This window comes from Persicitalea jodogahamensis (assembly GCF_014651615.1).
Classification (GTDB): domain Bacteria; phylum Bacteroidota; class Bacteroidia; order Cytophagales; family Spirosomataceae; genus Persicitalea; species Persicitalea jodogahamensis.
The window spans coordinates 1,317,090-1,328,903 of the sequence record NZ_BMXF01000001.1; the positions used below are offsets into that span (position 1 = coordinate 1,317,090).

13 protein-coding genes and 1 other RNA gene are annotated in these 11,814 nt (G+C 49.1%); 7 read left to right on the forward strand and 7 right to left on the reverse strand.

Annotation, left to right across the window (positions count from 1 at the left end):
* Positions 1-47: 47 nt before the first annotated feature.
* The 7 genes from rnpB (at position 48) to IE117_RS05395 (ending at position 6,989) form a co-directional block, all read left to right on the forward strand.
* Positions 48-451, forward strand: an RNA gene (rnpB, locus tag IE117_RS05365) — RNase P RNA component class A.
* Between the two features lie 69 nt (positions 452-520).
* Positions 521-2,017, forward strand: coding sequence for an OmpA family protein (locus IE117_RS05370; protein ID WP_189563285.1), 1,497 nt, complete (start codon positions 521-523; stop codon positions 2,015-2,017).
* A 151-nt stretch (positions 2,018-2,168) separates the two neighbouring features.
* Positions 2,169-3,071 (forward strand): 30S ribosomal protein S16, encoded by a 903-nt coding sequence (locus IE117_RS05375; RefSeq protein WP_189563286.1) that lies wholly within the window; start codon positions 2,169-2,171, stop codon positions 3,069-3,071.
* A 110-nt stretch (positions 3,072-3,181) separates the two neighbouring features.
* A complete protein-coding gene (gene rimM / locus IE117_RS05380; RefSeq protein ID WP_189563287.1) occupies positions 3,182-3,745 on the forward strand; it encodes a ribosome maturation factor RimM in 564 nt (187 codons plus the stop codon).
* Positions 3,735-4,415, forward strand: a complete 681-nt coding sequence (gene trmD / locus IE117_RS05385; RefSeq protein WP_189563288.1) for a tRNA (guanosine(37)-N1)-methyltransferase TrmD — start codon at positions 3,735-3,737, stop codon at positions 4,413-4,415. Before rimM ends, trmD begins: the two co-directional genes overlap by 11 nt.
* 179 nt (positions 4,416-4,594) lie before the next feature.
* Positions 4,595-5,923, forward strand: coding sequence for an SdrD B-like domain-containing protein (locus IE117_RS05390; RefSeq protein ID WP_189563289.1), 1,329 nt, complete (start codon positions 4,595-4,597; stop codon positions 5,921-5,923).
* Positions 5,924-6,056: 133 nt separating this feature from the next.
* Entirely contained in the window at positions 6,057-6,989 is a 933-nt protein-coding gene (locus tag IE117_RS05395) for a serine hydrolase (protein WP_189563290.1), read from the forward strand.
* 66 nt (positions 6,990-7,055) lie between these two features.
* Here the strand turns inward: IE117_RS05395 and IE117_RS05400 are convergent, their stop codons facing one another.
* The 7 genes from IE117_RS05400 to IE117_RS05430 form a co-directional block, all read right to left on the reverse strand.
* Complete coding sequence (locus IE117_RS05400) at positions 7,056-8,105, reverse strand: CHC2 zinc finger domain-containing protein (protein WP_189563291.1); 1,050 nt, start codon at positions 8,103-8,105, stop codon at positions 7,056-7,058.
* A 113-nt stretch (positions 8,106-8,218) separates the two neighbouring features.
* Entirely contained in the window at positions 8,219-8,755 is a 537-nt protein-coding gene (gene atpH / locus IE117_RS05405; RefSeq protein WP_189563292.1) for an ATP synthase F1 subunit delta, read from the reverse strand.
* 73 nt (positions 8,756-8,828) lie between these two features.
* Positions 8,829-9,323 carry a F0F1 ATP synthase subunit B gene (atpF, locus tag IE117_RS05410; RefSeq protein WP_189563293.1) on the reverse strand — a complete coding sequence of 165 codons (495 nt, stop codon included), beginning with the start codon at positions 9,321-9,323 and terminating at the stop codon, positions 8,829-8,831.
* Between the two features lie 193 nt (positions 9,324-9,516).
* The gene (gene atpE / locus IE117_RS05415; protein WP_189563294.1) at positions 9,517-9,780 is read right to left on the reverse strand and encodes an ATP synthase F0 subunit C; all 264 of its coding nucleotides are present in this window, start codon (positions 9,778-9,780) and stop codon (positions 9,517-9,519) included.
* A gap of 100 nt (positions 9,781-9,880) precedes the next feature.
* Positions 9,881-10,966, reverse strand: coding sequence for a F0F1 ATP synthase subunit A (atpB, locus tag IE117_RS05420; protein ID WP_189563295.1), 1,086 nt, complete (start codon positions 10,964-10,966; stop codon positions 9,881-9,883).
* A 22-nt stretch (positions 10,967-10,988) separates the two neighbouring features.
* Positions 10,989-11,351, reverse strand: a complete 363-nt coding sequence (locus IE117_RS05425) for a hypothetical protein (protein WP_189563296.1) — start codon at positions 11,349-11,351, stop codon at positions 10,989-10,991.
* A gap of 76 nt (positions 11,352-11,427) precedes the next feature.
* Entirely contained in the window at positions 11,428-11,625 is a 198-nt protein-coding gene (locus IE117_RS05430) for an AtpZ/AtpI family protein (RefSeq protein WP_189563297.1), read from the reverse strand.
* Between the last annotated feature and the right edge of the window lie 189 nt (positions 11,626-11,814).

The following is an 11,814-nucleotide window of genomic DNA, read 5'->3' on the forward strand; positions in this document are numbered from 1 at the left end:
GCTGCCTTTCAATGCAAAGTATTTCTTAGCTTTGCGCCAACCGAAACAGGGTAAGCCGTCCTATCGCTCCGGTAGAAGTACCGGGGAGGAAAGTCCGGGCAGTGCAGGGCACCGTACTTCCTAACGGGAAGGCGGCAGACGGGTGACGGTCTGCCGACAGCCAGTGCCACAGAAAAGATACCGCCTGGCATAATTTTTATGTTCGGGTAAGGGTGAAAAGGTGGGGTAAGGGCCCACCGTCCCGCTGGTGACAGGGGGAGCGAGGTAAACCTTACGGACTGAAAGACCAAATAGGTGCCGGCCAGAAGCGGCCCGCTTCGGTTCCGGCTAGTTCGGAACGTCGGCATGGGTAGGTCGTTAGAGGCTGCGGGTGACCGTAGTTCGAGATAAATGATAGGAGTTTCGGCCACGTGCCGGAAAACAGAACCCGGCTTACAGGCTTGCTTTTTTTCGGTTTTTTATTTAAAAAGAATTTTATAAAATTTGGCTTTTATTAGAATCACATCAACTGGTGTTTCCCATGAATAAGAAAAACCTTTACATTTCTCTAATCTTATCGGCGTTGTGCTTTTCGTCTGCTTCTGCCCAGAACCGCAGCTACGAAGGCCCCAACAAAATGAACACCTGGTCCATTACCGGTTACGGTGGTATTACCCGTTTCTTTGGTGACCTCAAGCAGTATGATTTCAAGCGTGGCCCAGGAGAGTCACTTACCGGTGGTTTCGGTCTTTCTCTCAATAAGCAGTTAACTCCTATTTTTGGTACTCAGATCACGGCCTGGAATGGCTGGTTGCAGGGCTCCAAGCTGGGTTACCAAAGCCAGATCACGGGTGATGTGCGTGATCTTCGCTTCGAGAGCCCCTCGTTCGTGCAGGTAACGCTGGATGGAACCATGAACATTAACCGTCTGCTGTTTGGGCAGGATAAACTGCGCCGTTGGAAATTTGACGCACGTGGTGGTTTTGGTATCATCTATTATCACACTGAGGTTTTCGATCTTAATAGCGGTGCCCTTCTGCTTTCTTCCAACACTGAGGGTAGTTCCAAAACGGCGGGAACCTGGGAGCGCAACGGCTCCATCTATACCCGTGAATGGGTGGTGCCCCTGGGCATGGACATCCATTATGAGGTTTCTCCCCGCATTGACCTGGGACTATCTTTTGCCATTAACCATGTATTGACTGAGAAGCTCGACCTTACGGCCAGTAGCCTGACTAACCACGCAACCTCTACGGGCATCTTTACGTTCATCAAAGGCGATTCTGAGCTGGACAAATGGGGATACGGTGCCATCGCACTGACCTATAAGTTGGGTAAGAACGCTGTAATGTCAAAAGACGGTAAGTATGACGCTTCGAGCGGTCGCTACCACTTGCGTTGGGCTGATCCCAAATCACTCATTCCGCTGCCTTATAATCCAACGATGGATGATGCGGACTCGATCGCAAAAGCAAACATGCCTAAGCCCGTCGATCCACGCCTTTATACCGACTCCGATGGTGACGGCGTAGCCGACCTCTTCGATAAGGAGCCAAACACTCCTGCCGGTAGTGTAGTGTCGGGCGGAGGCGTAGCCATGGACATCGATAAGTACATCATGGATGCCATCAAGAACAACCTTCCAAAGGACGAGTGCGAAGCCCTATTCAGTAACATTGAGTTTGATACCGACAAGGCAACGATCCGCAATGCCTCGGAAGAGACGCTCCGTAAAGTGGTCGAACTGCTCAACATGCGTCCCAACTGCCGCATCGTACTGGTGGGACATGCAGATGCCCGGGCATCTTATGGCTACAACATGAACCTGTCGCGTCGTCGCGTGGAGTCCGCCAAGCGTTTCATTTTACGGGCCGGTTTGTCTGATCCGAGCCGCCTGCTCGTAGAGTACTTTGGTGAGTATCGCCCGCTGGCAGAGAACACAACGCCCGAAGGGCTTCAGGCCAACCGTCGTGTTGAGATCAAGATTATGCCAAACAACACCCTGCGGTCAACCTATCCAGCTGGGTTCAGAAGGTAATCTCTTAAATATTTTCATAGAAAAGAGCGAAACCAGATTGGTTTCGCTCTTTTTTTGGTTAAATGAAATATTTCTCCATAAAAAATTGCTAAGTTTGCACCCTATTTGAAACGCAGGGACGAGATCCCTCACTTAAAACCATACAACTGTAATGGCAGTAAAAATTAGATTAGCGCGTCGAGGACGCAAAAAGTTAGCGATGTACGACATCGTGATAGCGGACGCCCGGGCTCCCCGTGACGGACGTTTTATCGAGAAGATTGGTACCTACGATCCTAATAAGAATCCGGCATCAGTAGATTTACAAACGGATCGGGCGGTGGATTGGTTGCTGAAAGGCGCTCAACCTACCGACACTGCCCGCTCGATATTGCACCATGAAGGCGTAATGCTTCGCAAGCACTTGCAGGTCGGTGTAATCAAAGGAGCGGTGACGCAGGAAGATGCTGACGCACGTTTTGAAGAATGGAAAAATATGAAGGCCGAGAAAACTGCCGCTAAGGTTGAGTCTCTCAGCACGAAGAAATCTTCAGAAAAAGCCCAGAAGCTTGATGCAGAGCGTAAAGTAAATCAGGCTCGTGTCGAAGCGATTGTTAAGAAGAATACCCCACCTGCTCCTGAACCCGCTGAGGAAGAAACTCCTGCCACGGAAGAAGTTGTTGCCGAGGCTGAAGAAACTACCCCGGTTGCGGAAGAGCCCGCTGCCAAGGCAGAGGAAGCTCCTGCTCCGGTAGCTGAAGAGCCTGCCGCGAAAGCCGAAGAAGCTGCTCCGGCCGCTGAAGAACCTGCTGCAAAGGCTGAGGATAAGAAAGAGGAAGATTCTGCTCCGAAGGAGTCAGAGTCTATCATCGACAAAATATCCGAAGCAGCAAGTGGCGTAGTTGACTCAGTGAAAGAAACTGCCACCGATGCCGCTATTGCGGTAGCAGAGAAGGTAGCGGAAGTTACGGAGGATGTTAGCGAAAGTGCTGAAGAAACTGCAAACAAACTGGAGGCTTCCAAAGAAGAGGACTCTGCCAAAGAAGACGGTTCCGAGGAAGAAAAGAAAGCCTGAGGCCTCTCCGAAAGCGAACAAAATTAAGACCATTTCCACGAGCCTGTCGGTATTCCGCGCAGGCTCGTGGTGTTTTACGATAGTGTTTCATAGTCAAAAAAATTAACGAATTGACACAGGACGACTGCTACTTACTGGGCTATATCGTGAAGAGTCACGGTACCAAGGGCCAACTCGTGTTTCACCTTGATGTGGACTATCCCGAGGAATACGAAGAATTGGAATCCGTTTTCTTAGAAATAAAGGGAGACCTGATTCCTTACTTTGTTGAGAGTTTCAATCTGCAGAAAAAGGGGCGGTCCATCGTTCAATTGGAAGGAGTGGATACGATGGAGAAAGCCCTGGCTCTGGTTGGCACGTCATTGTTCATGCCACTCGAGACCCTCGAAGAGCTGGATGACGAAGGATTTTATTACCATGAAATTCAGGGATTTGAAGTTTTGGATGAAAATTTGGGTGCATTAGGTACCGTGAGGGAAGTGTACTCGGTAGCCACCCAAAACCTCATCGCGCTCGATTACCAGGGGAGCGAAGTATTGATACCCATTGTGGATGGTATCGTATTGAAAGCCGATCGGAAGAAAAAACAAGTACTGGTGAGCCTTCCTGAAGGGCTTCTGGAAGTTTATACCGGAGGGGCTGACGACGAGAAAGACGGGGACGATGAGGATTGATATCGTATCGGTTGTCCCCCGGTTGATGGACAGTTTTTTCGCCCATTCGATCCTGAAAAGGGCGAGTGACAAAGGTCTTGTAGAAGTACATCTGCATGACATTCGCGACTATGCCTCTGGAAAGAATAGGCAGGTGGACGATTACGCGTTTGGTGGTGGGGCGGGAATGGTTCTTCAAGTTGAACCCATAGCCCGTTGCCTTCGGTCGCTGCTGGCAGAACGGGCGTACGACGAAGTTATCTACCTGACTCCCGATGGTGAGCGTTTAGCCCAAAAAGCCGTCAATTCCCTTTCACTCAAAAAAAATCTGATCCTGCTTTGCGGACATTACAAGGGGGTGGATCAACGCGTGCGCGATCTTTTTGTGACCAAGGAAATAAGCATCGGCGATTATGTCCTTTCCGGGGGAGAGCTGGCGGCAGCGGTTCTGGCTGATGCCATTATCAGGCTGATTCCCGGTGTTCTCAACGATGAAACATCCGCTCTTACCGATTCTTTTCAGGACGATCTTCTGGCGCCCCCCGTTTATACCCGACCCGCTGAATTCGAAGGGGTTGGCGTCCCTGAGGTGCTGCTGTCGGGCCATGAAGCCAACATCGAAAAGTGGCGGATGCAGCAATCACTGGCGAACACCCGAACAAAAAGGCCTGATCTTCTGGGTGAAGAATGATTGCTTGCGACGGTAGCACTAATGGCTAAAACTACCCTTTTGTGTATGTGACAGAGCGAGAAGAGCCATTGCAGTCGGTTCATATGAGGATTTTCCTTAAATTGGACTGTCAACACAAAACTCATGGACAGCCTCAAACCCAGGATGGCTACCTGATACACTACTATCACGCGCTAAGTATGGAAACTACCACTACTCCGATTTTCTCTGATAGCAATGCTGAGTCGATGAGCGGAAGGATGAAGCTTTCAAAATTTGGGCTTTATCAGCGTCGATTATCAAGAGTCATTTTTGCGGCTCTGGGATTGGTAACAATGGTCCATTTTCAAGCTTTGGCCGCTAGTGTAGGCGGCTATGTTTATTGCGACAAAAATCAAAATGGCAGTTACGATATAGGTGAAGGCTTGCAGGTGCCTGGTTTGGAAGTTAAATTTTTCAGGAAGAACTCCGACGAACTGATCACATCCACTACCACTGATCACACGGGGAAGTACATAACTGAATCTGTACCCGATAACACTGATATAGACGTCAAGGTAGTTTACCAAAATGCCACGTACCTGGCAACCGACTTATCGTCATTGTCAGCCGCCCATATTAAAGTCATCTGCACATCGACCAGCTGTGGAGAGGCTCCTGTGGTTTCGGTGAATAAAGAAGGCGATCTCAGCTGCGACCAAAATGCAATAAAAATTACAGCATCAGCCACGCCTAGTGAAGGGGCTAACTACGACTGGGTTATTCCGAATGGTGCGGATGACCCCGGGGACACAGACTCTTTTTTTGCTTCAATTGCCGGGGTGTATACCGTTACGGTAAAGTACAGCCTCAACGATTGCATTGCATCGAATAGCGTCACTGTTACGAGAGACGAGACCGAGTGCTGTCTCACGATCTCGGATCCTGCCCCCACTGACCTAAAAGCCATTTGTGAAGGAGAAAGTGTCAATTTTTCTGTAAAAACCGATCCTCCGCCCCCAGTGGAGATTGGTTGGGTGCGGTTCGATTCCGAAGTGGACGATCCGTATACAGCCGAAGGCAATGGAAAAACTTATCTGGGTTCGGCAAAGCCATCGGGGGGCTTCGCCTCAGTTGCCTCCAATGATTTTCCAGCAGTAGCCGGTAGCGTTAAAACTTACTACGTTTATGCCTGTTTTAAATATGCCTCACCATACTGCAAGGGCTTTGTCAAGTACCAGGTAGACGTTCTTAAGCCGAAAGTTAGGGCGATGGGAGGCTCGTTCTCATGCCCGATTACATCGGCGCAGTTAACAGCAACCGGCACTCCGGAAGCAGGCGTCGTTTCTTCCTATGCCTGGACGGGACCTGCCGGTTTTACCAGCGATTCCCAAAATCCATTGGTGACGGCAGCCGGTGATTACGAAGTCACCTATTCGGTAACCAAAGGTGAGAAAACTTGTACGGTCTCTGACACGGCAATCATCGATTGCTGCCCGGTGGGTATTTGTGTGCCCCTTGTCATTCACAGGACCCGTTCTGGCAAGTAATAAACAAAAGCTGAATCTGTAAAAAAGCGCGGACTGTTATCGTTTCTGATAGTAGTTCGCGCTTTTCTTCTATGCAAGACGGATATTGAGCTTTACACTATTTTTCAAGGCGCTCTGCCCATCAAATTAAACAATGAGAAAGTACGCTTTTCTGCTAATCTTTAGCCTCATAAACATGGGCAATTTTCGTGCTCAGCCCCTGAATATTGAAGGTACTCGCACCGACAAAGCCCTGACCCAAAAAATAGCTGACGCTTTGAAAGGCTTTCATGGTGAGGTTGGGGTTTATGTTCGGAACTTGCGTACCAACCGCATCGTGGAGATCAGGGCCGATACTATTTTCCCTACCGCCAGCATGGTGAAAGTACCTATTCTGTGCGGCGTATTTGACAAGTTATCCAAAGGGGAACTCCAATATGACCAAGTTCTGACGTACCGTGATTCGCTGCATTATGACGACGGCGTAGTTGGGTCGTTGCGTGACAGTGCGCAGATCCCGCTCCCTTACGTACTGATGCTTATGGAAACGCTCTCGGATAATACAGGCAGCCTGTGGATGCAGTCCCTGGCGGGCGGTGGGCAAAAGATCAACGAATGGCTCGCCTCCTACGGTTTTGAAAATACTCGCGTCAATTCCCGTACGCCCGGCCGACAGGAGGCGCAAAAAACCTACGGCTGGGGCCAAACTACCCCTCGGGAGATGGCCGAACTCGTTGCTATGATCCGTGCCGGTAAGATTATCAGCCCTGCCGTAAGCGAGCGGATGTACCGCCTGCTGGGGCGGCAATTCTGGGACGGAGATGGTTTATCCCAAATCCCGCCAACCATTCAGGTGATCGCAAAAAATGGAGCCGTCAATCAGGCCAAGTCGGAGGTGGTGTTGGTTCACGCTCCGCACGGCGATTACGTCTTCTGCATTACCACAAAAAATCAGATTGACGACCGGTGGCAGCCCGATAACGAAGGTCGCGTGCTCCTGCGCACCGTCTCCCGCCTGATCTGGAACCATTACGAACCCAAATACAGCTGGCAACCTCTGGAAGGTTCGTCTAGGTGGCAGTATTGACTCAATGAAACGTGTTGATTGATACGGATGTGGAGCAATTCATCACTGATCAATCATCTCTCATCATTACTTTTTCTCCCGCTTCGTGAAATACTCATTCACATCTTTGTACCCCTCTTTAACATCCCGCTCGTGGGTGCTGAGGCCCGCCTGGTGAAATATTTCGTGGTAGGCCTTTTTGGCGGCTTGCCCGGCGTCGTCATTATCGAACCAAAAGCAAACTTCAAACCGCCGAAAGAGTTTGGCCCATTGTTTTTTGAACATCGTCACGCTACCCAGGCTCACAGCGGGCATTCCCTGCTGTACCAGCGTGATGCAGTCAAAAGCACCTTCGGTGAGGTACACAATCTTCCCGGTCTTTATTTTGGGTAAAAGGTCACTGTTGAAAAGTGGAATGGGTACTCCGCCCAAAAACTGGTACCGGGGCGTCCGGTCCGTGGGAGTACCCACAATACGGCCTTGAAGGAATACGATCCGCTCCTTTTGATAGTAGGGAATGATAATCGGGTGTTTGTAAAACACGAGGTTGTCTTTCTCGTTGTAAAGTCCGCTCTCGCGCAAATCCGCCGCTGCAAAACGTGTCCGCATGTAGTGGTTGACATTGTGGTAGTCTTTCACCACAAAAATCCCGAAGTTGCGAAGCGTGTAGTCCGCAAAACCCCGCTCTTTTAGGTACGCACTGCATTGCTGCGAAACCTCCGACTCAGCCTGCGAATCGCAGTATTCCTTAAAAGTCTCATAAATTTCCGTGTGAACTTCGTGGTACTCATACTCCTTCGTATCGGGCAAGCGGTCAGCAGAAATTTCGGGTCTTGATGCGAACTCTCGTGGAGGAGGGACAGCCCGTCTCTCATAGCCCGGCACGTAGTGAAACGCCAACTCGTGCATGGCCTTCGTGTATTCCAATTGACAGAACCCTGCGTAGAAATGAATTACGTCTCCGTGCTGCCCGCAACCAAAGCAGTAGTACGTATTTGTGTTGGGATAAAGATAAAGTGAAGGAGTTTTCTCCGTGTGAAACGGACAAAGAATTCTTCGGTGTTCATGAATTTTTAATCCCAAACCCTGCACGACCTGTAAAATATCGACCTTACGCGTTTCTTCCAGAATGTTCATCGCGGGTACTCTAAGCTTACAAAACAACTATCGCTTAACAAACTACCAAATAAAAAAGACTTCGCCGCAATGCAGCAAAGTCTTTCAAACTATTAAGATAAAAAGTAAAGTCTTTAATCGATTAGTTCGAGTTTAAGCTCGTTCAGGCGGCTTTTCAGGGAAGCATCAATCTGGCGATCACCCACACGTAATATATAGCCGCCGATGAGTTTTTCCTCCACTCTTTCTTCCAGTTCCACCGTTTTGCCCGTAGCATCCGCAACAATCTTATTGAATTGTTCCCGAAGCTCCGTGTTCAGTGGAATTGTGGTCGTAATCGTGGCTTTCTGAATGCCTTTGTATGAATTATACTGGGTAATGAATTCTGTAGCAATTTCGTCGAGAATAGATTCCCGATTTTTGCGAGTGATGATCTCGAAAATAGAGTATGAAACAGGATCTACCCTATCCTTGAAAATGGCATTCAGGATTCCCAATTTCTTTTCGTGGCGAACAACCGGGCTTTTCAGAGCCAGCATCAGGCCACGGTTAGCCTTCGCCGTATCCCGGAACAACAACATGTCCTGATATACGGTTTCTACCACTTTTCTTTCCTCGGCCAGTTCGATGAGCGACTTGGCGTATCGGGTGGCTACGGTTCCTACTGACATTTATTTAGTGGAAAATTGATGGTTGACAGTTGATAGTGCAGGCGTGTTTGCCGGGCAAACCAATGTGGATTGCTTAGTTCAAACGGGCACTCGAGGCCAGGTCGGCAATTAGTTTTTCCTGCGCGGTCTTATCTTGTAATTCGCGGTGCAACACCTTTTCGGCGATCTGAAGCGAAAGAGTAGCCACTTCTTCCTTCATTTTGGAAATAGCAGCCTGCTGTTCATTGTGAATGGTTTCGCGGGCACTGTCGATCATTTTCTGACCTTCTGCAATAGCTTTATCCTTAGCTTCCTGCACCATGCGCTCGGAGGCTTCCTTCGCTTCACGAATGATTTTGTCGCGGGCAGCGTTGGCTTCAGCGACCATGTTGGCGTTATCAGCCTTCAGTTTGGCCATTTCAGCCTTGGTTTGCTCGGCCAGGTCCAGTGCACCCTGGATTTCGCGCTCACGATCGTTCAGACCGTTGATGATAGGTTTCCAGGCAAAAGCACGGAGTATCCACACTAGAAGTAAAAATACGACTAGCATCCAGAAAATCAGGCCGATGGCGGGGGTAAGTAGTGACATTTCTTAAATGATGAATGATGATTGATGAATGAGTATCGCTTACTTCCGATCTTCGATTCAACTCAAATGTTCAATTACTTTTTTTCAAAAATCCGCGGGAGCCTATCGCTCCCGCGGGGTAGTACTTTGAACCTGTTCCGGCAGCCTAATGCGTGGGGAAGTGAGCAGTTCGGGATTGTGCTTTGCTAATCTTTTACAGCTTGAAAGAGATCAGCAGACAAATTACAGCGGCGAACAGGGCCACAGCCTCAATCAGTGCCGCGATGATCAGCATCGCAGTCTGGATACGACCAGCCGCCTCAGGCTGACGGGCGATACCTTCCATCGCGCTGCCACCAATGCGACCAATGCCCATACCGGCACCGATAGCCGCCAGACCAGCACCGATACCGGCACCCATAACAGCTAGACCTGCACCACTCTGTTCAGCAGCTTGAAGCAAAATTTGGAGTAACATAATTTGGATTGTTTAGATATATAGAATTGAAAAAAAGAATTGCAAAAACCGGATACTGAGATTATAGTGATTATAACTGATTGGCCATCACACTATGGAATCACATGCCGTGATCCGCCTCATGGTTGTCCTCGATGGCGCTACCAATGTACATTGCCGAAAGCAGCGTGAAAATGAATGCCTGAATGAAGGCTACCATGATCTCGATAAAGTTCATGAACAGCGCAAAGGCCGACACAACGGGTGCTACGAAAATGCTTTTAAAAATAAAGATCAGACCAAATAAGCTCAGCAGTATGATGTGGCCCGCCGTCATGTTGGCGAAGAGCCGGATCATCAGCGAGAAAGGTTTCATGAACACACCGACTATCTCGACCGGAATCATGATCGGCAATAGTGCCAGGGGCACACCGGTAGGCTTCACCAGGTGCATCCAGTAGTGCTTGTTGGAATTGAAGTGGACGATCAGAAAAGTGATCACAGCCAGCGTCATGGTGATGGCGATATTGCCCGTCACGTTGGCAGCGCCGGGCAGCAGACCCAGCAGGTTATTGACCAGGATGAAGAAGAACAGCGTCAACATGTACGGAAGGTACTTCTGGTAGTTTGGGCCGATGTTGGGCTTCACTACTTCGTCACGGATAAAAAGTATCAGTACTTCCATGGCCGACTGGAAACCGCGCGGTGCTTTGCCTTTGCGATTGTTGTAGGCGCTGGCTACACTACCAAAGATCAGCACCAGAATAATGGCACTCAGCAGCATGGACGCTACATTCTTGGTAATTGAAAGGTCGTAAACGGTACGGCTTTCGTCAGCTGGGACGATTTCTTCCGAATCACCGTGAATAAGGTGGTAACCCTGATACTCGTGGTCGTTGTTATGGAATTTGGAAGACATAAATACTTCCAGACCGCGGTCGGGTGAGTACAGAATGACGGGCAAAGGCAGCACGACACCGTGAGCAAATTCCCATTCGTGGGAATCGGCGATGTGGTGCATAATCATCTCACCGATGTTGAAGTCTTCTTCGTTCTCTTCCAGCCGGTGTTCTAGTTCATGCTCGGCGGCGTTGACTTCTTCGGCCACGCTATCGTGGTCGGCTTGGGCAAAGCTTCGTAATGGGCTGGAAATCAATAAAGCAGCAACGAAGACGTAGGATAAAAAACGGCGAATGGGTGTCGACATAAATAGCATAGGTACGCAGGGGTCACGAATCGCGGCGCAAGGTACGATATAAACCGTATATTTCAAAAATCGTGTAAAATAAATAGAGTGCAAAAAAGTTGGCGATAAAGATCGGTGCGTTATTGACGCCAAAGTAGAAGGCGACTGCCACAAACGCGATGCACAGCAAAAGCCTCGCCACGACCGTCGAAAGGTAAAATTCAACGAATTTGTCCCTTTTATTCCTGAAACCGAACTCCATCAGGCGATGAATCAGAAATGAAATCGCGAGGAAGAACAGAATCATGTACTTAGCCCAGGGATGAACATAGAAGCCGTAGCCATAATGCTCGACTAAGAAAAATGCAATTCCAAGAACTAAAGTTAGTAGTATACTGCGAAGCATGGAGTAAGCAGACGCGCCCGCCCGTTTTTTGCGAGGGCAAAGGTACGGCTTTCCCGGCAAATGGGCCAGGTAGTGTTCACTCTTTCGTGGCCGACTTTATAAATAGGTATAACGACCCGGCAATGGAGAGGAGCGACAACACCAGCGTCCAGACGGGAATTTTGTTTTGCTGCCACTCGTCAAGTTTATAGCCTCCGTACGTGAACAAGACAATAGTGCCCAACATTTGAAAGGCAAGGCCTGAGTATTTGGCGTAATTATTGGTGTTTTTCATTTTTGAGGAAAAGGCAAAGCGATGAGGATACAACGTGACAAAGCAGGGAAAGAACCTGTGAAAGTGGAATAATGCTCGGAACATGTTTCTCGCTTTGTGCATTCATCACTCTGAAAAGCAGCAGCGAACCGCCTTTGTCCCATCTTTTCAATACGGATAACGAAACTTTGACGTTTTATCACTAAAATT